Source organism: Pseudomonas matsuisoli, from assembly GCF_014647635.1.
Taxonomy (GTDB): Bacteria; Pseudomonadota; Gammaproteobacteria; order Pseudomonadales; family Pseudomonadaceae; genus Pseudomonas_P; species Pseudomonas_P matsuisoli.
This window is the reverse complement of sequence record NZ_BMPO01000007.1, coordinates 257,826-277,032: the sequence shown is the minus strand read 5'-3', so window position 1 is coordinate 277,032 and position 19,207 is coordinate 257,826. Positions and strand designations below refer to the sequence as shown.

16 protein-coding genes are annotated in these 19,207 nt (G+C 58.4%); 12 read left to right on the top strand and 4 right to left on the bottom strand.

Translation table 11 applies throughout. The annotated features are described in order from the left end of the window. The first annotated feature begins 68 nt into the window (after positions 1-68). The 3 genes from desA to IEY47_RS15860 all read left to right on the top strand — a co-directional run bounded on the left by desA (position 69) and on the right by IEY47_RS15860 (position 4,001). The gene (gene desA, locus IEY47_RS15870; RefSeq protein ID WP_188984404.1) at positions 69-1,265 is read left to right on the top strand and encodes a delta-9 fatty acid desaturase DesA; all 1,197 of its coding nucleotides are present in this window, start codon (positions 69-71) and stop codon (positions 1,263-1,265) included. Positions 1,266-1,389: 124 nt separating this feature from the next. Further along, a complete protein-coding gene (locus IEY47_RS15865) occupies positions 1,390-2,382 on the top strand; it encodes a GGDEF domain-containing protein (RefSeq protein WP_188984402.1) in 993 nt (330 codons plus the stop codon). A gap of 302 nt (positions 2,383-2,684) precedes the next feature. Beyond that, positions 2,685-4,001: an OprD family porin gene (locus IEY47_RS15860; RefSeq protein ID WP_188984400.1), complete on the top strand. Its 1,317-nt coding sequence runs from the start codon at positions 2,685-2,687 to the stop codon at positions 3,999-4,001. A 67-nt stretch (positions 4,002-4,068) separates the two neighbouring features. Here the strand turns inward: IEY47_RS15860 and aguA are convergent, their stop codons facing one another. Continuing rightward, positions 4,069-5,163, bottom strand: coding sequence for an agmatine deiminase (gene aguA, locus IEY47_RS15855; protein WP_188984398.1), 1,095 nt, complete (start codon positions 5,161-5,163; stop codon positions 4,069-4,071). 29 nt (positions 5,164-5,192) lie between these two features. Continuing rightward, on the bottom strand, positions 5,193-6,071 hold the full coding sequence (gene aguB, locus IEY47_RS15850) for an N-carbamoylputrescine amidase (protein ID WP_188984396.1): 879 nt from the start codon (positions 6,069-6,071) through the stop codon (positions 5,193-5,195). 389 nt (positions 6,072-6,460) lie between these two features. On the opposite strand from aguB, the gene otnI reads away from it, so the two are divergent. Next, on the top strand, positions 6,461-7,237 hold the full coding sequence (otnI, locus tag IEY47_RS15845; protein ID WP_188984394.1) for a 2-oxo-tetronate isomerase: 777 nt from the start codon (positions 6,461-6,463) through the stop codon (positions 7,235-7,237). Between the two features lie 27 nt (positions 7,238-7,264). Here the strand turns inward: otnI and IEY47_RS15840 are convergent, their stop codons facing one another. Further along, positions 7,265-7,903, bottom strand: a complete 639-nt coding sequence (locus IEY47_RS15840) for a TetR/AcrR family transcriptional regulator (RefSeq protein WP_188984392.1) — start codon at positions 7,901-7,903, stop codon at positions 7,265-7,267. Between the two features lie 298 nt (positions 7,904-8,201). Continuing rightward, complete coding sequence (locus IEY47_RS15835; protein WP_188984390.1) at positions 8,202-9,581, bottom strand: glutamine synthetase family protein; 1,380 nt, start codon at positions 9,579-9,581, stop codon at positions 8,202-8,204. A 278-nt stretch (positions 9,582-9,859) separates the two neighbouring features. Here IEY47_RS15835 and IEY47_RS15830 point away from each other — a divergent pair, with 278 nt between their 5' ends. The 8 genes from IEY47_RS15830 to IEY47_RS15795 all read left to right on the top strand — a co-directional run bounded on the left by IEY47_RS15830 (position 9,860) and on the right by IEY47_RS15795 (position 18,912). Then, on the top strand, positions 9,860-10,612 hold the full coding sequence (locus IEY47_RS15830; RefSeq protein ID WP_188984388.1) for a gamma-glutamyl-gamma-aminobutyrate hydrolase family protein: 753 nt from the start codon (positions 9,860-9,862) through the stop codon (positions 10,610-10,612). Positions 10,613-10,706: 94 nt separating this feature from the next. Next, a complete protein-coding gene (locus tag IEY47_RS15825) occupies positions 10,707-12,065 on the top strand; it encodes a glutamine synthetase family protein (RefSeq protein ID WP_188984386.1) in 1,359 nt (452 codons plus the stop codon). A gap of 85 nt (positions 12,066-12,150) precedes the next feature. Further along, the gene (locus tag IEY47_RS15820; protein WP_188984384.1) at positions 12,151-13,503 is read left to right on the top strand and encodes an aspartate aminotransferase family protein; all 1,353 of its coding nucleotides are present in this window, start codon (positions 12,151-12,153) and stop codon (positions 13,501-13,503) included. A 151-nt stretch (positions 13,504-13,654) separates the two neighbouring features. Then, complete coding sequence (locus IEY47_RS15815) at positions 13,655-14,752, top strand: extracellular solute-binding protein (protein WP_188984382.1); 1,098 nt, start codon at positions 13,655-13,657, stop codon at positions 14,750-14,752. Positions 14,753-14,873: 121 nt separating this feature from the next. Continuing rightward, positions 14,874-15,941, top strand: coding sequence for a polyamine ABC transporter substrate-binding protein (locus tag IEY47_RS15810; RefSeq protein ID WP_188984476.1), 1,068 nt, complete (start codon positions 14,874-14,876; stop codon positions 15,939-15,941). 51 nt (positions 15,942-15,992) lie between these two features. After that, positions 15,993-17,147 (top strand): ABC transporter ATP-binding protein, encoded by a 1,155-nt coding sequence (locus IEY47_RS15805; RefSeq protein WP_188984380.1) that lies wholly within the window; start codon positions 15,993-15,995, stop codon positions 17,145-17,147. Positions 17,148-17,173: 26 nt separating this feature from the next. After that, the gene (locus IEY47_RS15800) at positions 17,174-18,055 is read left to right on the top strand and encodes an ABC transporter permease subunit (protein ID WP_188984474.1); all 882 of its coding nucleotides are present in this window, start codon (positions 17,174-17,176) and stop codon (positions 18,053-18,055) included. Further along, entirely contained in the window at positions 18,052-18,912 is an 861-nt protein-coding gene (locus IEY47_RS15795) for an ABC transporter permease subunit (protein ID WP_188984378.1), read from the top strand. Before IEY47_RS15800 ends, IEY47_RS15795 begins: the two co-directional genes overlap by 4 nt. Positions 18,913-19,207: the final 295 nt, after the last annotated feature.

The window sequence follows — 19,207 nt, the reverse complement described above, 5'->3', positions numbered from 1 at the left end:
GGCGTTGGTGATAATGCCGGACAGCCTGTTTTCAGGCCATGTTCCAACCACCGAGGGTCATCCCGCACATGTGGTACAACGGTTTTCTCGATCTGTCCGTATGGCAGTTGATTGGCGTCACGTTAGTGATGACGCATATCACCATCGTCAGCGTGACGGTCTATCTGCATCGGTATTCGGCGCATCGTTCGCTCGATCTACACCCTGCGCTCAAGCATTTCTTTCGCTTCTGGTTATGGCTGACGACCGCGATGAACACGCGGGAGTGGACGGCCATTCACCGTAAGCACCATGCCAAATGCGAAACCGAAGACGATCCCCACAGCCCTGTCATCAAAGGGCTCACAACGGTTGTGCGCAAAGGCGCCGAACTGTACAAGGCCGAGGCCAAGAACGAGGACACACTGCGTATCTACGGCAAGAACTGCCCGGATGACTGGATCGAGCGGAAGGTCTATAGCCGCTGGCCAAATGTAGGCATCGTGCTCATGCTGGCCATCGACGTGGCATTGTTCGGTGCGCTTGGCCTGACGGTGTGGGCAGTGCAGATGGTCTGGATTCCCTTCTGGGCTGCCGGCGTGGTGAACGGTCTTGGCCATGCCATTGGCTACCGTAACTTTGAGTGCCGGGATGCGGCGACCAATTTGGTTCCCTGGGGCATCATCATCGGTGGCGAAGAGCTGCACAACAATCACCACACCTATCCGAATTCGGCGAAGCTCTCCGTGCGTAAGTGGGAGTTCGACATCGGCTGGGCGTGGATACGCCTGTTCTGCTTGCTTCGTCTGGCCAAGGTTCAACGCGTAGCGCCCATCGCACACCGCATCCAGGGCAAGGCGCAGCTTGATATGGATACGGCCATGGCCATCCTGAACAATCGGTTCCAAATCATGGCGCAGTACCGGAAATTGGTCATCGCCCCACAGGTGAAGCAGGAGCTCTCCCTGGCGGATAAGTCGGCGCAGCATCTGTTCCGTCGGGCGAAGCTCCTGCTGTCGCGGGAAACGAGCTTGCTACAGGATAAGCACCATACCCATTTGCAGGCGATGCTCGACCACAGTCAGGCCCTGAAAACCGTCTACGAAAAGCGTCTCGCGTTGCAGGCCATCTGGGCGAAGACCAGCAGCAATGGGCATGAGATGCTGGCCGCAATCAAAGAATGGATACAGGAAGCCGAGGCGAGCGGTATCAAAGCGCTTACGGAGTTCGCGGATCAATTGAAGACGTATTCGCTGCGTCCGGCCCAGCCCGTGCCTGCCGTATGAAATGAGGCGCAGGTCACACTTATAAAGTGATGTTGACCGCTTATTAAAAAAAAACCGCGATTGCGGTTTTTTTTTATGTATTCGCTGTCAGAGCACCATTCGATCAGTCGTAGAGAGTCGCACCATGGAAGATGCACCCGGTCATTCTACTGAGCTTGAGCAGTTGACCCTCGCGCTGTTGCACAGCCGAGGAGAAGTCGAGCGACTGCGTGAGCGCGAACAGATGTTCAGTAGCCTCCTCGGTAGCGTCAATGCTGTGCTTTGGGCGTTCGACTGGAGCGCGCAGAACTACCTCTATGTCAGCCCTGCGTACGAGCGCGTTTTCGGACGCTCGGCGGCGCTATTGCTCGCCGACTTCGGCGAATGGCGTAACAGCATCTACCCGGATGACCTGGAGTACGCGGAGCAAAGCCTTGCAGAGGTGCTGGTAAAGGACGCCATGGAAGGGCGTGAATACCGCATCATTCGTGGCGATGGGCAGGTTCGTTGGCTGAGTGACAAATGTTTCGTCAGTCGCCGCGAACAAGACGATCATGTCGTTATCGTCGGGATCGCCGAAGACATTACCGAGAAGAAACAGCTCGAAGGCGAACTGCATCGCCTAGCGACGACCGATGTGCTGACTCAAAGCAGCAACCGCCGTCACTTCTTCGATTGCGCCCTGCGTGAATTCGAGTTAGCTAAAGAGTTCGGTAGCCCGCTGGCATTCCTGTTACTAGATATCGATGACTTCAAGAAGATTAACGACCGCCATGGCCACCAGATGGGTGATCAGGTACTGCAGCGTATCGCTCAGGCAGGCGCGAACGTACTCCGCCGAGGTGATCTCTTCGGGCGTATCGGCGGCGAGGAATTCGCAGCACTGCTGCCAGGGTGCACTCCTGATCTGGCGCTGCAGATCGCGGAGCGACTTCAACGAGAAGTGCAGCGCTTGCACTTCTCGTCCGAAGCGGGAAGCTTCGGCGTCACGCTCAGCCAGGGTCTTACCAGTCTGAGGGCGGTGGATACGTCGCTAGATGCGATGTTTGGTCGCGCCGATGCCGCGATGTATCGCGCCAAGCGAATGGGCAAGAACCAGATCATGCTCGCGGAGGACGACAGCTTAGGCGAAGGATGACGCCAGCTGTCCCCATAAGTTCATCAAGGCTTCTTTTTTTCTCCAGAAATGGCATTCTTGGGCCGCTGCAGGTCCGACACGGTTGTCGAGACCTGCGAAAGTTGATAATAAGCGCAGCGTCGACGGTTGAGATGCGGTCGAGCGTGACAGGATTGAAGTGGGTGCTGCCTTACTGCTGCCTACCGAATTGAATGGTCTACGCTGTCTCACGAAGTCGTTATGTTGCGCAACAGCCCAATGTTTACCTGGCAATAGCCGGTGCCATTAACGCTGCAAAAACACACCACTGGAGACAACAAGAAATGCTCAAGACAAAACTGGGATTTGCCATCTCGGCTGCGACGCTGGGGATGGCCTTGAGCCAGACCGCTTCTGCCGATTTCATCGGGGACAGCAAGGCCACCGTTGGACTGCGTAATTTCTACTTCAACAACGACAACCGTAGCGGTGATGCCGATCCGTCTTACTCGGAAGAGTGGGCGCAGGGCTTCATGTTCGACTACAAATCCGGCTTCACCGAAGGCACCGTCGGTTTCGGTATTGATGCGTTGGCTCTAGTAGGCCTGCGTTTGGATAGCGGTGCAGGTCGCCACAATGGCACCACCGTCAGCCCGGATGAAGATGGTTCTGCCCGTCATGAGTGGAGCCGCCTGGGTGCGAACGCTAAGGTTCGTTTCTCCAAGACCACTGCAACCTACGGTAGTGCGCTGATGCCGAAGCTGCCGATCCTCGTAGCTAACGATGGTCGTCTGTTGCCGCAAACATTCGAAGGCGGAATGATCACGTCGAACGAGATCGACGGTCTTACCCTGACTGGTGGTCGCCTTGAGCATGCGGTAGGCCGTGCCTCTACCAACCGCAGCGGTCTCTCCGTGAATGGTGGTGCTGAGGATAGCAACGAATTCTGGTTCGCCGGCGGTGATTGGAAAGCGACCAAGGATCTGACTGCGCAGTACTACTTCGCCAAGCTGGACGAGTACTACAAGCAGCACTTCGTGGGGCTGACCCATGTGCTGCCGCTCGGTGATAAGCAATCGTTCAAGACCGACCTTCGCTATTTCAAAACCGACTCGACCGGTGCCAATAGCAACGGTACTGCGGGCCACCGTTTCGCCGGCTATACGAAAAACAATAGCGGTGAAATCGACAACAACACCTGGAGTGCTGCATTCACGTACAGCTTGGCTGGGCATGCCTTCACTCTGGGTCACCAGCGTGTTTCGGACGACAGCGGCTTCGCACAGCTGAACCAAGGCAGCACCGGAGAAGGCAACGGCGGGGCGAGCGTCTACCTGCTGACTGACCGTCAGATCACCGCGTTCACCCGTGCCGGTGAAAACACTACGTTCGGTCAATACGTCTATGACTTCTCGTCGCTGGGCGTGCCTGGTCTGAAAACCACACTCGCATACCTCAAAGGTGTTGATGGCCGCGCAACTAACGGCAACCGTGGCGATGAGTGGGAGCGTGACTTCGCTGTCGAGTACGTTATCCAGAACGGTGCTGCGAAGGGTCTCGGCTTCGCCTGGCGTAACGCTTCGCTGCGTTCCGATGTCGAAGGTCAGCGCGACATCGACCAGAACCGTGTGATCGTCAGCTACACGCTGTCCCTGCTGTAATCGTTACACCGTAATAAAAAACCCGCCCAGCGAATGCTGCGGCGGGTTTTTCGTTTAGAGCAACTCGCTACGGGCACGGTTGCTGCTGCGTGATGCAATGAATGTTTCCGCCGCCCAACAGGATTTCCCGTCCCGGCACCAGCACGATTTCGTGTTCGGGAAATATCCGTCGCAATATCGCCTCCGCTTCATAGTCCTTCGGATCGCCAAATGAAGGAGCGATTACGCCACCGTTGACGATCAAAAAATTCACATAAGAGCCGGCCAGTCGAACGGACGGGTCGCGTGGCTGTGATCCGACGGCTTTGTCGACGCCCGCGCATTCATTCTCACTGGCGTACAGCGGCCCGGGTATCGGAACCGTGTGAACCGTCAATGATCGACCCTTGGCGTCTTTGACGGCGGACAACGCCTTCTTCGCCGCTTGGCAGCGCGAATAGTTGGGATCCTGTGGATCATCCGTCCAGGCCAGCAGAACTTCGCCTGGGCGTACGAAACAGCAGAAGTTGTCCACATGCCCGTCGGTTTCGTCGTTATAAAGACCAAACGGTAGCCAGATCACCCGATCGATCGCCAGGTGATCGGCCAATACCTGTTCGATTTCCTCGCGGGACAGGTGTGGGTTCCTGTTGCGATTCAGTAGGCATTCTTCCGTCGTGATCAGCGTACCTTCGCCGTCTACATGGATTGAACCGCCTTCAAGAACAAATCCCTCCGTGCGATAGCCTTTGCACCCTTCGATCTCGAGAATCTTGCGGGCGACTTGGTCGTCCCGCTGCCAAGGAAAGTAGAGGCCGCCGTCAAGACCACCCCAGGCATTGAAGGCCCAATCCACGCCGCGCACTTCTCCGTTCGCATGGGTCACGAAGGTGGGGCCGGTGTCCCGTACCCAGGCGTCGTCAGTGCTCATTTCGATAACACGAATGGCGTCATGGTCGAGCTGTGCACGGGCATTCTCGAACTGCGCAGCGCTTGCACAGACGGTCACGGGTTCGAAGCGTGCGATCGCTTTCGCCACCACCGTAAATGCCGCTTGCGCCGGTTTGCCGCCCAAACGCCAATTGTCGGGCCGCTCCGGCCAGACCATCCACGTCTGCCTGTGCGGTTCCCATTCCGCCGGCATGCGGAATCCGTCACCGCGTGGGGTGCTCATTAAAGTCATGTCGGTCTCGCTCATTTCGGCGCGCTGGCTCATGACTCGAGTGAGCCATCCAGGGTCTTGATCGGTGCATAGAGGTTCGGGCGGCGATCGCGAAACACGCCCCAGGCCGAACGGATGTGCTCCAGTTGGTCTAGGTCGAACTGATGCACGAGCACGGTTTCTTCAGTTTCGTTGGCTTCCTCGACCTTGGCACCAAATTGATCGGCAATGAACGACGAGCCATAGAACGTGATGTCGTACCCATCCTGCTCTTCGGTACCGACGCGATTGCTGGCAATCAATGGCATCAGGTTCGCGCCCGCATGGCCTTGTTGCACGCGCTGCCAGTGATCGCGCGAGGTGATGTTGGGATCATGAGGTTCGCTGCCGATCGCGGTCGGGTAGAACAGCAATTCCGCCCCCATCAACGCCATGCTGCGTGCTGTCTCAGGGAACCACTGGTCCCAGCAAATCGCGACTCCGATTTTGGCGTAGCGCGTTTGCCAGACCTTGAAGCCCGTATCACCCGGGTTGAAGTAGTACTTCTCGTGATAGCCGGGGCCATCCGGAATGTGGCTCTTGCGGTAGATCCCGAGATTGCGCCCATCGGCATCGATGATGGCGATGCTGTTGAAACGCGCCCGTCCACGCAGCTCGAAGAAACTGATGGGAAGCACGACTTGCAACTCAGCCGCGATTTTCTGGAAGTGCTGAATTGCTGGGTTTTCCTCGATCGAGGTCGCTAGTTGCAGGTATTCGGGATTGGGCTTCTGGCAGAAATAGGGCGTTTCAAACAGTTCCTGGATCAAGATGACTTGCGCGCCCTTTGCCGCTGCCTCGCGAACGAGCTTTTCAGCATTGGCGATATTCGCCGATCGGTCCCAGGAACAGGCCATCTGAGTGGCGGCGACGGTGACGATGCGAGTCATGGCATGAACCTCTTGAACGTTGGAAATAAGCTAGGACGTATCGATTGGACCACCCCGTTCTAGGGAGTCTCGACAAGCGCGACGGATGTCATCTTATAGGCGATTATTATCTGTATTTAAAGGTTAAAAACCTCAGGCATGAAGTATATGAAGCTTATTGAATCGATAAAAATCGATATCCCATTCGGGTCACCGAGCGAATAGCGTTGGTCATGTGATGCATAACTTGCCGTTGATTACTTTCGTCATACGGACGAAGGAGCAACAAATCTGTAGTGCGTAATGGCGTGAGATGCGCTGTCAGCAGCGCAGCCCTATCATCGGAATACTATTAAACCTTCCAGACCAAGCCGACGGGCTTATAACTGTCTTCATACCGAAGGTGACTCATGCCACGATTCGCTGCCAACCTCAGCCTGATGTTTGCCGATGCGCCTTTCCTTGATCGATTCGATCGCGCTGCCCGAGCGGGCTTCAAGGGCGTCGAGTACCTGTTTCCCTACGGGGAGTCGGCAGCTGATCTGGCGCAACGTTTAGAGCAGCACGATTTGATACAGGTGCTATTCAACCTCCCGCCCGGTAATTTTGGTGCAGGAGAGCGCGGTTTGGCGGCGCTCCCTGGGCGCGAATCCGAATTCCGGGAAGGGCTCGAGCGGGCGTTGGAATATGCGCAGGTGCTCCGCTGCGCAAACCTGCACGCGATGGCGGGCATCGTTGCCGATGAGGGTAGCAAGCCGGCTATGCGCGACTGCTACCTGAGGAATCTGCAGTACGCGGCGCGTCGGATGGCGCCGCTTGGTATGACGCTGCTGATCGAACCGATCAACACCCGCAGCATGCCGGGCTATTTCCTTAATCATCAGGCCCAGGCACATGACATCGTGGCTGAGCTGGCCGAGCCGAACCTACGGGTTCAGCTCGATTTCTTTCATGCTCAGATCATGGACGGTAACCTCGCCGCGGGGTTTCGCCGTTACCAGTCGAGTGTGGGGCATGTGCAGATCGCCGGGGTGCCGGATCGCCATGAGCCTGATGAGGGCGAGGTGGACTACGCCTATCTGTTTCGCATGCTCGACGAAAGCGGTTACGACGGCTGGGTCGGCTGTGAATATGTACCGCGGGGGCGGACCGAAGACGGACTCGGGTGGTATGAACCCTGGAAGTAAAGTATGCGCGTGCGCGGACCTTGGGTCTCAGTCGGTGCCTTCGCGACGACGCAGATAAGGCGGCAGATAAAGGCCGAGGTAGGCATCGAACACACGCATGCCCTCTTGGGCCAGGCGAGGTGTGATCACACCATGTTGCTGGACCGAGCGGGCATAGACGCGATCGCCTAGCTCCATCGCTAGGGCGAACACATCGATGTCGTCCGGTAACACTGGCAGATAGAAATAGCGTTCGAACAACGCCTGCATTGATCGGCCAAGCTCGAGATCATGCAGGCTGTCAGCCTGATTGAGCTCTGTCAGCCCGTGCTGCGTCAGGATCAATTGGCGTGCGGCCGCGTCGCTCGCGTAAACGGCCAGCATCCGCAGCTCCAGGGTCCGTGATAGATCCCGCCACGTCGTAATGCTTGCCTCATCGATCGGCGCATGAAGCGCGTCGCGGAACGCGGCGTGGATGTCTGCTGCCAACGCCTCTAAGAGTGCCGGCACGCTTGCGTAGAAGTGGTAGACCGAGGACGGTGGGATGTCCGCCCGCTCCGCTACCGAATAGATGGACAACCCGTCTATGCCTTGTTCGCCTAGCAGCGAACGTGCTGCCCCAAGAATCGTGGCGATGCGGGTCAGGCTGCTGGCGCGGGGTTTGCGGTTGCTCGGTGGTCGTGGCATGCAAGGGTTATTGGGGAGTAGGCGGGCGGTGAGCATAACGAAAACGCACTGCGGGGTGGCAGGGGCAGGAGCGTTGTTGCTCGCGAACAGTGTTTGTCGGGTAAGCTCATCGCGGGCATGGCCCGCTCCCACAAGGGCGCGGTGGATCATCCGGTGTGGGAGCGGGCCGTGCCCGCGATGCAGTCCCTGCCGATCCTCGAATAGCTTGCAGCGAGCTTGGAATTGAGGCGTATGCAGGGATGTAAGGTGAATTAGCGGCGCCACCGCGTAATCCACCGTGGCCTGCTGCGGCATTCGATCAAACCGTATGCAGGTACCAGTTGTATTCCAGGTCCGAAATGGAGTGCTCGAACTCAGCCAGTTCGCTTTCCTTACACGCGACGAAAATGTCGATGTATTCGGGACTGATGTAGCGGTTGATGACTTCGCTATCGTCGAGCTGGCGTAATGCGTCGCGCAAGTTGTTCGGCAGGCTGGGTTCCATCTGCTCGTACGCGTTACCAACCACGGGCGCGCCCGGTTCGACTTCATTGGTCAGGCCATGGTGAATACCAGCCAGGATGGCCGCCATCATCAGATACGGGTTCGCATCAGCGCCCGCTACGCGTTGTTCCAAGCGAACGGCTTCAGCAGCGCCGGTCGGTACGCGCAAAGCGACTGTGCGGTTGTCGAGTCCCCAACTTGGTGCATTCGGGACGTAGAACTGTGCGCCGAACCGCCGATAGGAGTTCACGTTCGGGCAGAGAAAGGCCATCGAAGCCGGCATGGTCTCGAGCACACCGCCGACCGCGTGGCGCAACGCGGCGTTCTGCTCGGGATCATCACTGGCGAAAATGTTCTTGCCGGTCGTTTTGTCCAGCAACGAAATATGCACATGCAAGCCGTTGCCCGCCTGCCCAGGGTAGGGCTTGGCCATGAAGGTGGTGTCCATCTCATGGTCATACGCGATGTTCTTGATCAGGCGCTTGAGCAACACGGCATGGTCGCAGGCTTTGATCGCGTCTTCGGTGTAGTGGAGGTTCACCTCGAACTGTGCGGGCGCGCTTTCCTTGACGATGGCGTCTGCGGGTAGACCCTGCACTTTCGCGCCTTCGAGCATGTCTTGCAGGCAGTCGGCATATTCGTCGAGGTCATCGATCAGATAGACCTGGGTGGAGTGCGGACGTTTGCCCGAAATCGGTGAACGTGGCGGCTGCGGGCGGCCGTTCACGTTTTCCTGATCGATCAGGTAGAACTCGAGTTCGAACGCGGCGCAGATCGTCAGGCCCAGCTCATCGAACTTCTCGACGACACCCCGCAGCACTTCCCGAGGGTCGGCGAAGAACGGCTGGCCATCAAGTTCGTGCATGGTCATCAGCAACTGCGCAGTTGGGCGCTTTTGCCAGGGTTCGGCGCTCAGCGTGCCGGGGATGGGGTAGCAAATTCGGTCGGCGTCACCGATATCCAGGCCGAGGCCTGTGCTTTCGACGGTGGAGCCATTGATGTCGAGGGCAAAGAGTGAAGCGGGGAGGTTGATGCCTTTTTCGTAGACCTTGGTGAGACTGGCACGCTCGATACGCTTGCCACGAACCACCCCATTCATATCTGCAATGAGGAGGTCTACGAACTGCACCTCGGGATGTTCCTCAAGGAACGCGTTCGCTTCTTCCAGCTGAACGGCACGCGGGGGTACCGACATGATGCAACACCTGTGTTGTTAAAAATTTCAATCATTCGAGTCACTGGTTATGGAGTCAATCCGAAACCCCAATGGCTGTCAATAGCAGGTCCGACTGCCCCAAAAAGGACCCTCGATGGCCGTTTTTGGAGCGACGGATACCGAGCATTCTCCGGAGTCAGGCCGCCAATTACGCGGCGCTGACGGTCGAGCTCACGACCGATTCATGCGCGTGTTGTAGAAAAAAATGAACGAGGCTAAGCTCGATTCAGTTCCACAACAGCACAGATCGGTGCCTCATGTCTCGCCCGCCCATCGTTGGCGTGACCGCTTGCAGCAAGCAACTCGGTCCGCACCCGTTTCACATTGCCGGCGACAAATATGTCCGGGCAGTCTCCCTCGGTGCCGGCGGAATGCCGCTGATCATACCCGCTTTAGGTGAGCTGCTGGACATTCCGGCTTTGCTCGAGAGCCTGGACGGCCTGCTGTTCACCGGCTCGCCTTCCAACGTGCAGCCCTACCTCTATCAAGGCCCAGAAAGCGCGCCCGGCACGTTGCACGATCCCCAGCGAGACGACACGACATTGCCGCTATTGCAGCAGGCGGTCGCTGCCGGCATACCCGTACTCGGCGTTTGCCGCGGCTTTCAGGAAATGAATGTGGCGTTCGGGGGCTCTTTGTATCAAAAGGTTCATGAAGTCGGGTGTTTCATGGATCACCGCGAGCCGGAAGACGAGCCGCTTGCTGTGCAGTACGCGCCGCGCCATGCGCTGCATGTGGAGCCTGGTGGCGTGTTCGAGTCCCTTGGACTTCCTGCGACGTTCCAGGTGAACTCGATCCATTCCCAGGGCATTCAGACCTTGGCCCAGGGGCTGCGGATCGAAGGCGTCGCGCCCGATGGGTTGATCGAGGCGGTATCTATCGAAGGGGCTTCGTCTTTCGCACTTGGCGTGCAGTGGCACCCTGAATGGGAAGTACGTTCAAATCCGCAGTACCTTGCGATCTTCCAAGCCTTCGGTGAGGCGTGCAGAGAGCGGGCAAGGTCGCGCTGAGCCGGCGCCGAGCGCCGGTACCCGGAGTCCTTCGTATATCTGCCGCCCGGCACGGGCCGGTATGTCTCGCGAGCTCCAGAAACTAGAGGTCTTTATGACTACCACGCTGGACCAGCTCACGAGTTGGCTGAAAGAACACAAGATCACTGAAGTGGAATGCCTGATCAGCGACTTGACCGGCATCGCCCGCGGCAAGATTTCCCCGACCAACAAATTCCTCGATGAAAAAGGCATGCGTCTGCCTGAGAGCGTGCTCTTGCAGACCGTCACCGGGGATTACGTCGAGGACGACATCTACTACGACCTGCTGGACCCGGCCGATATCGACATGTTTTGCCGGCCAGACGCGAGCGCAATTTTCCTTGTGCCCTGGGCGATCGAGCCGACCGCCATGGTCATCCACGACACCTTCGACAAGATGGGCAACCCCATCGAGTTGTCGCCGCGCAACATCCTCAAGAAAGTCTTGAAGATGTACGCCGACCACGGCTGGCGGCCTATCGTCGCGCCGGAAATGGAGTTCTATCTCACCAAGCGCTGTGAGGATCCGGATCTACCGCTGCAGGTGCCGCTGGGCCGCTCGGGTCGCCCGGAAACGGGGCGCCAGTCGTTTTCCATCGACGCAGCGAACGAGTTCGATCCGCTGTTCGAGGACATGTACGACTGGTGCGAAATGCAGGAGCTGGACCTCGATACCCTCATTCATGAGGAAGGCCCGGCGCAGATGGAGATTAACTTCCGGCATGGCGACGCGCTGCATCTGGCGGATCAGATCACCGTGTTCAAACGCACCATGCGCGAGGCCGCGCTCAAGCACAACGTCGCGGCGACCTTCATGGCAAAGCCGATCACCGACGAGCCGGGCAGTGCGATGCACCTGCACCAGAGCGTCGTCGACATCGACACCGGCAAGAACATCTTCTCCAACGAAGACGGCTCCATGAGCGAGCTGTTCTTGCACCATGTCGGCGGCTTGCAGAAATTCATTCCGGAAGTCCTGCCGCTGTTCGCGCCCAACGTGAATTCATTCCGCCGGTTCCTGCCCGACACCTCGGCGCCGGTGAACGTGGAGTGGGGTGAAGAAAACCGCACCGTTGGGCTACGTGTACCGGATGCCGCGCCGCAAAATCGCCGCGTCGAGAATCGCCTGGCGGGTGCGGATGCGAATCCCTACCTGGCCATCGCCGCCAGCCTGCTCTGTGGCTACATCGGCATGGTCGAGGGCATTCGCCCAAGCGCGCAGGTAAGAGGGCGCGGTTACGAGCGCCGCAACCTGCGCTTGCCGTTGACGATTCAGGCCGCGTTGGAGCGTCTCGAAAACTGCAAGGCGATCGAGAAGTACCTCGGCGAGAAATTCATTCGCGGATACGTTGCGGTGAAGCGTGCGGAGCACGAGAACTACAACCGGGTGATCAGTTCCTGGGAGCGCGAGTTCCTGCTGTTCTCCGTGTAAAACCATGGGCGGTGCATGGCCGCCCATGCCTTTTCAGGCGCCCCTCGAGGGGGCGATTTTCGCCTGACGAAACAGGAAGCCAGACATGAACAACCAGACTCTCGAGTGGCAAGCGCTCAACCGCGAACATCACCTGCCACCCTTCACCGACTACAAGCAGCTCAATGCCAAAGGCGCCCGCATCATCACGCGCGCTGAGGGCGTGTATCTGTGGGACAGCGAAGGCAACAAGATCCTCGACGGGATGGCTGGGCTGTGGTGCGTGAATGTCGGCTACGGTCGCAAGGAGCTCGCCGATGCGGCCTATCGGCAAATGCAGGAATTGCCGTACTACAACCTGTTCTTCCAGACGGCGCATCCGCCCGCGATCGAACTGGCGAAGGCGATCGCCGAGGTCGCGCCGGAGGGCATGAATCATGTCTTCTTCACGGGCTCGGGTTCGGAGGCGAATGACACCGTACTGCGCATGGTGCGCCATTATTGGGCAGTCAAAGGCAAGCCGCAGAAGAAAACCGTGATTGGGCGCTGGAATGGCTATCACGGTTCCACCGTAGCGGGCGTGAGTCTGGGTGGCATGAAGGCGCTCCATGAGCAGGGCGATTTGCCGATTCCGGGCATCGAACACATCCCGCAGCCCTATTGGTATGGCGAGGGCGGCGACATGGCGCCTGATGAATTCGGCGTCTGGGCCGCGGAGCAGCTGGAAAAGAAAATCCTCGAGGTCGGCGAAGACAAGGTCGCGGCCTTCATTGCCGAACCCATTCAGGGGGCGGGCGGTGTGATCGTCCCGCCGGAGACCTATTGGCCCAAGATTCGCGAGGTCCTGGCGCGCTACGACATTCTGTTCATCGCCGACGAGGTCATCTGCGGCTTCGGCCGTACGGGTGAATGGTTCGGCAGCCAGCATTACGGTAACGCGCCGGACCTCATGCCCATCGCCAAGGGCCTGACCTCTGGCTACATCCCCATGGGCGGCGTCATCGTACGGGACGAAATCGTTGCTACGCTGAACGAAGGCGGCGAGTTCTACCACGGCTTCACGTATTCCGGGCATCCGGTGGCGGCAGCGGTGGCGCTCGAGAACATTCGCATCCTGAAGCAGGAAGGCATCGTCCAGCGGGTGAAAAACGAAGCGGCACCGTATTTGCAAAAACGTTGGCAAGAGCTTGCCGATCACCCGCTGGTGGGCGAAGCGCGCGGTGTCGGCATGGTCGGTGCACTCGAACTGGTCAAGGATAAGCGGACGCGGGCGCGTTTCGAGGGCGGAATCGGCATGCTCTGCCGTGAACACTGCTTCCAGAATGGCCTGATTATGCGCGCCGTCGGCGACACCATGATCATCTCGCCACCGCTGGTAATCAGCACCACGGAGATCGACGAATTGATCGACAAGGCGCGGCGTTGCCTCGATCTCACCGCGAAAGCTGTGCGCTCCTGACAACGACGCTCATTGCGGTCGTGATAAATGGCGAACGCCGATGTTGAAAATGGGCGTTCGACCTTCCAGACTTTGCGCTGTCCCGATAAGAAGGGAAACGGAACGCGTGGCGGTCACCGCCGGACCAATGAGAATCACAGGAGCTGTACGCATGAAGATTTTCGGTAAGACTTTGCTTGCCATGGCCCTGACAAGTGCCATCGGTGGCGTCGCACAAGCACAGGAAAAAGTGCTGCACGTCTACAACTGGTCGGATTACATCGCCGAGGACACCCTGGCGAATTTCCAGAAAGAGAGCGGCATCAAAGTGGTCTATGACGTCTTCGACAGTAACGAGACGCTGGAGGCCAAGCTCCTGTCCGGTAATTCCGGCTACGACATCGTCGTACCGTCCAACCCCTTCCTGGCGAAGCAGATCAAGGCTGGCGTGTTCCAGAAGCTGGACAAGTCCAAGCTGCCGAACTGGAAGAATCTCGATCCCGCACTGCTCAAAGCGCTGGATTCCAGCGACCCGGGTAACCAGTATTCCATCCCGTACATGTGGGGCACGATCGGCATCGGCTACAACGTCGAGAAGGTCAAGGCTGCGCTGGGTACCGATGCCCCCGTCGACAGCTGGGATCTGGTCTTCAAGCCGGAGAACATGGAAAAGCTGAAGTCGTGCGGCGTCTCGTTCCTCGACTCGCCAACTGAAATCCTGCCCGCCGCGCTGCATTACTTAGGCTTGCCGCCCGACAGCGGCAACGCGGATGACATCAAGAAGGCCGAAGAGCTGTTCATGTCGATTCGTCCGGATGTCGCCTACTTCCATTCCTCGAAGTACATCTCGGACCTGGCCAACGGGAATACTTGCGTAGCCATTGGCTATTCCGGCGACATCTACCAGGCCAAGTCGCGCGCTGAAGAAGCGAAGAATGGCGTCGAAGTCGCGTACAACATTCCGAAGGAGGGCGCCGGTGCGTTCTTCGACATGTTGGCGGTGCCTGCCGATGCCAAGAACGTCGAGGCTGCCCATGCGTTCCTCAATTATTTGATGGAGCCGCAGGTCATGGCGGAGATCACCAACTACGTGCAATTCCCGAACGGGAACAAGGCCGCGACGCCGTTGGTGGACGACGCGATCCGTAACGATCCGGGTGTCTACCCATCGGACGAGGTCATGGAGAAGATCTACACCTTCCCGGACCTGGATCCGAAGACCCAGCGTACGATGACCCGCAGCTGGACCCGCATCAAGTCTGGCAAGTAAGCGACCTCCCCGGGCAAGGAGCCCGGGATTTCGACATGAGGGGCGGTGTGCACTCATGTCGAAAGCTCACGTTCAACAAGAAGGAGATTAACGAGTGCGATCGTCTACCCGTCACACCCTGATGGCCGCCGCAATCGGTCTGGCGTTCACTGGTGCGGTTCACGCTGAAGGCGTGGTGCATATCTACAACTGGACGGACTACATCGGCGAGAACACCCTGGAGGATTTCCAGAACGCCACCGACATCAAACCTATCTACGACGTCTTCGATTCCAACGAGACGCTCGAAGGAAAGCTGCTGGCGGGTCGTTCGGGCTATGACGTCGTAGTACCGTCCAATAATTTCCTGTCTAAGCAGATCAAAGCAGGCGCGTTCCAGAAACTCGACCGCTCGCAATTGCCCAATTGGAAGAACCTGGACCCGGCATTGCTCAAGCAATTGGAGCGAAACGATCCGGGTAACCAGTACGCCGTGCCGTACCTGTGGGGAACCAACGGTATCGGTTACAACGTCGAGAAGGTGAAGGAAGTGTTGGGCGTCGACACCATCGACTCGTGGGCGGTGTTGTTCGAGCCGGAAAACATGAAGAAGCTGACCAAGTGCGGCGTCTCGTTCATGGATTCGCCAGACGAAGTCATTCCCGCCGCGCTCCGTTATCTGGGGCTCGACCCGAACAGCACCAACCCCGACGACTTCAAGAAAGCTGAAGAAAAGCTGATGGCGGTGCGGCCTTACGTGACCTATTTTCACTCGTCCAAGTACGTCTCGGATTTGGCCAACGGCAACATTTGCGTGGCCTTCGGTTACTCCGGCGATGTATTTCAAGCGGCCGACCGTGCCGAAGAGGCCGGAAAGGGCGTCGAAATCGCTTATGCCATCCCGAAGGAGGGCGCGAACCTCTGGTTTGACATGCTCGCGATCCCGGCCGATGCCAAGAACTCGAAAGAGGCGCATGCCTTTATCGATTACTTGTTGCAGCCCGAGGTCATTGCCGAGGTCAGCGACTATGTCGGCTACGCCAATCCGAACCCGGCATCCGACGAGTATTTGGATCCGGAGGTGCGTGAGGACACGTCCATCTACCCGCCGCAAGCCGTACTCGACAATTTGTATGTACAGGCGGAGTTGCCGCCCAACATCCAGCGGATCGCCACTCGTAGCTGGACCAAGATCAAGTCCGGCAAGTAAACACTTTAAAAGGGCCTGCCATGCAGGCCCTATTCAGGAGAGTCCCCGCCTATGGCAGTCGCTACCAGCGCCTTCAAGAAGGCCGTCGAAGGCAGCCAGCAACCCAAGGAAACATTGGTCAGGATCGACCGGGTAACCAAGAAGTTCGATGAAACGGTGGCGGTGGACGATGTCTCGCTGAGCATCAACAAAGGCGAAATCTTCGCGCTGCTTGGCGGCTCGGGTTCCGGTAAGTCCACCCTGCTGCGCATGCTGGCCGGGTTCGAGCGGCCCACCGAAGGCCGTATCTTCCTCGACGGGCAGGACATCACCCACATGCCGCCCTACGAGCGGCCGATCAACATGATGTTCCAGTCCTACGCGCTGTTCCCGCACATGACGGTGGAGCAGAACATCGCGTTCGGTCTCAAGCAGGACAAGATGGCGAAGGCCGAGCTCGACGAGCGCGTGAACGAGATGCTCAAGCTCGTGCACATGGCGCAATATGCCAAGCGCAAGCCGCATCAGCTTTCCGGCGGTCAGCGTCAGCGGGTGGCGCTGGCACGGTCGCTGGCCAAACGGCCGAAGCTGCTGCTGCTCGACGAACCCATGGGTGCACTGGACAAGAAACTGCGCTCGCAGATGCAGCTCGAGCTGGTTGAGATCATCGAACGGGTCGGTGTGACCTGCGTCATGGTCACCCACGACCAGGAAGAGGCCATGACGATGGCCCAGCGCATCGCCATCATGCACCTTGGCTGGATCGCTCAGGTCGGCAGCCCGATGGATATCTACGAAACGCCCGCTAGCCGCCTGGTCTGCGAATTCATCGGTAATACCAATCTGTTCGATGGCGAGCTGACCAAGGACGATTCGGATCACGCGATCATCACCTGCCCGAAGCTGGAGCGTCCCATTTACATCGGGCATGGCATCAGTACCCGCGCTGAAGACAAGCGCGTCACGTACGCACTGCGTCCGGAAAAAGTGCAGGTAAGCCTCAGCCAGCCGGAAGATCACGAGCATCCGGCCTATAACTGGGAGCAAGGCATTGTTTATGACATCGCCTACCTAGGCGGTCACTCGGTCTATTACATCAAGCTGGCGTCCGGCTTCGTGGTACAGGCGTTCATGGCCAATGCCGAGCGCCACGTAAAACGCCCAACCTGGGATCAGACGGTGTTCGTCAGCTGGTACGACGACAGTGGCGTGGTGCTCCAGTCATGAGTGCGCAACCGGGCCTCATCAAGCGCATGCTCGATGGCCGTCGGCTGGTCATCGGCATTCCCTTCGTCTGGCTGTTCCTGTTCTTCCTGCTGCCGTTCTTCATCGTTCTGAAGATCAGCTTTTCGGAAGCCGCTGTCGCCATTCCGCCGTACACGGACATTTTCACCTGGGCGAACGACCAGCTCACGGTCGTGCTGAACCTTGGTAATTACCTGTTCCTGACGGAAGACGAGCTGTACCTCTACGCCTATCTGGGCTCGTTGAAGATCGCCTTCATCAGCACGCTGCTCTGCCTCGTCATCGGTTACCCGATGGCCTACGCCATCGCGCGCTCGGGCCGACAGGCGCAAACGGTGCTGTTGCTGTTGATCATGATGCCGACGTGGACAGCGATCCTGATCCGCGTTTATGCCTGGATGGGCCTATTGAGCAGCAGTGGCCTGATCAACCAGTTCCTGATGGGCATTGGTGTGATCAGCTCGCCATTGCGCATGCTGAACACTGATTTTGCGGTGTACGTCGGCATCGTTTATTCGTATCTGCCGTTCATGATCCTGCCGCTGTTCGCCAATCTGGTGAAGCACGACAACAGCCTGCTAGAGGCGGCGTCGGATCTGGGCGCGAGCCGTTTCACAAGTTTCTGGCGCATCACAGTGCCGCTGTCGAAGAACGGTATCATCGCCGGCTGCATGCTCGTGTTCATTCCGGCCGTTGGTGAGTTCGTCATCCCCGAACTGCTGGGTGGCCCTGAGACATTGATGATTGGCCGCGTGCTCTGGCAGGAGTTCTTCAGCAACCGTGACTGGCCGATAGCCTCGGCGCTGGCGGTGATCATGCTGCTGATCCTTATCGTCCCGATCATCCTGTTCAACAAGAACCAGGCGAAAGAGTTGGAGGGCAAAGCATGAAGCGCATCGGTTTTGCCGAGGTCATGCTCTGCCTGGGCTTGATCTTCATCTACCTGCCGATGGTCATTCTGGTCATCTATTCGTTCAACGCGTCGCGTCTGGTGACGGTCTGGGGTGGCTGGTCCACGCACTGGTATGCCGGTCTGTGGGACAACACGCAGCTCATGAGCGCGGTCTTTCGCTCGCTGACGATCGCGTTCTACACCGCCATCAGCTCGGTGTTTCTAGGCACGCTGGCCGCGTTCGTGCTGACCCGCATCCCCCGTTTCCGTGGGCGGACGATGTTCGGTGGATTGGTGACGGCGCCGCTGGTCATGCCGGAAGTCATCACCGGTCTGTCGTTGTTGCTGCTCTTCGTAGCCATGGCGCAGATGATCGGCTGGCCGGCCGAGCGCGGTATGACCACCATCTGGATCGCGCACACGAGCTTCTGTGCGTCCTATGTGGCGGTGGTGGTGTCCTCGCGCTTGCGTGAGTTGGATCTTTCCATCGAGGAAGCCGCCATGGATCTGGGTGCACGACCGTGGAAGGTATTCGTCCTGATCACCATTCCGATGATTGCGCCTTCTTTGATGGCGGGGGCGATGATGTCGTTTGCGTTGTCGCTGGACGATCTGGTGCTCGCAAGCTTCGTCTCCGGCCCTGGTTCGACGACCTTGCCGATGGAGATCTTCTCGGCGGTTCGCTTGGGTGTGAAACCCGAGATCAACGCCGTGGCCAGCCTTATCCTGCTGGCGGTTTCATTGTTCACCTTCTTCGCATGGTTCTTCACCGCCCGCGCGGAAAAGCGCCGCGTACACGCGATGCGCCAAGCCATGGAAGAAACGACGGGTAAGGCGCAAGCGCAGGTAGCCTAACGTCGAGTGGGAGCGAGCCTTCTTAGAGACTGCTCACGATCTTCACGGACGTCTGGGCGGCAACATAGGCAGCATCAGACCTACGGCAACCCATTGTGGGAGCGGGCCACGCCCGCGAAAAAATCGCGGGCATGGCCCGCTCCCACAGGATTGAGAGATCGCGTCTTTCGCCAAATTAGCAGCCATCACATTCGAGCTATCGCCTGAAGATCATGAACATGTTCTTAGGGCGTGGAAACTCGCGTGGCTTCCTAAGCGTCGCGGGTTGGCACCCGCCCTGCGACGGTGTGGCAAT

Excerpts from the sequence above, each read along its gene's own strand:
- IEY47_RS15835 (WP_188984390.1), bottom strand. The coding sequence starts at position 9,581 with ATGTCGGTACCCCCGCGTGCCGTTCAGCTGGAAGAAGCGAACGCGTTC.
- IEY47_RS15825 (WP_188984386.1), top strand. The coding sequence starts at position 10,707 with ATGACTACCACGCTGGACCAGCTCACGAGTTGGCTGAAAGAACACAAG.
- aguB (WP_188984396.1), bottom strand. The coding sequence starts at position 6,071 with ATGACTCGCATCGTCACCGTCGCCGCCACTCAGATGGCCTGTTCCTGG.
- IEY47_RS15820 (WP_188984384.1), top strand. The coding sequence starts at position 12,151 with ATGAACAACCAGACTCTCGAGTGGCAAGCGCTCAACCGCGAACATCAC.
- IEY47_RS15840 (WP_188984392.1), bottom strand. The coding sequence starts at position 7,903 with ATGCCACGACCACCGAGCAACCGCAAACCCCGCGCCAGCAGCCTGACC.
- aguA (WP_188984398.1), bottom strand. The coding sequence starts at position 5,163 with ATGACTTTAATGAGCACCCCACGCGGTGACGGATTCCGCATGCCGGCG.
- IEY47_RS15865 (WP_188984402.1), top strand. The coding sequence starts at position 1,390 with ATGGAAGATGCACCCGGTCATTCTACTGAGCTTGAGCAGTTGACCCTC.
- IEY47_RS15830 (WP_188984388.1), top strand. The coding sequence starts at position 9,860 with ATGTCTCGCCCGCCCATCGTTGGCGTGACCGCTTGCAGCAAGCAACTC.
- IEY47_RS15860 (WP_188984400.1), top strand. The coding sequence starts at position 2,685 with ATGCTCAAGACAAAACTGGGATTTGCCATCTCGGCTGCGACGCTGGGG.
- IEY47_RS15805 (WP_188984380.1), top strand. The coding sequence starts at position 15,993 with ATGGCAGTCGCTACCAGCGCCTTCAAGAAGGCCGTCGAAGGCAGCCAG.
- IEY47_RS15815 (WP_188984382.1), top strand. The coding sequence starts at position 13,655 with ATGAAGATTTTCGGTAAGACTTTGCTTGCCATGGCCCTGACAAGTGCC.
- IEY47_RS15810 (WP_188984476.1), top strand. The coding sequence starts at position 14,874 with ATGGCCGCCGCAATCGGTCTGGCGTTCACTGGTGCGGTTCACGCTGAA.
- IEY47_RS15795 (WP_188984378.1), top strand. The coding sequence starts at position 18,052 with ATGAAGCGCATCGGTTTTGCCGAGGTCATGCTCTGCCTGGGCTTGATC.
- IEY47_RS15800 (WP_188984474.1), top strand. The coding sequence starts at position 17,174 with ATGCTCGATGGCCGTCGGCTGGTCATCGGCATTCCCTTCGTCTGGCTG.
- otnI (WP_188984394.1), top strand. The coding sequence starts at position 6,461 with ATGCCACGATTCGCTGCCAACCTCAGCCTGATGTTTGCCGATGCGCCT.
- desA (WP_188984404.1), top strand. The coding sequence starts at position 69 with ATGTGGTACAACGGTTTTCTCGATCTGTCCGTATGGCAGTTGATTGGC.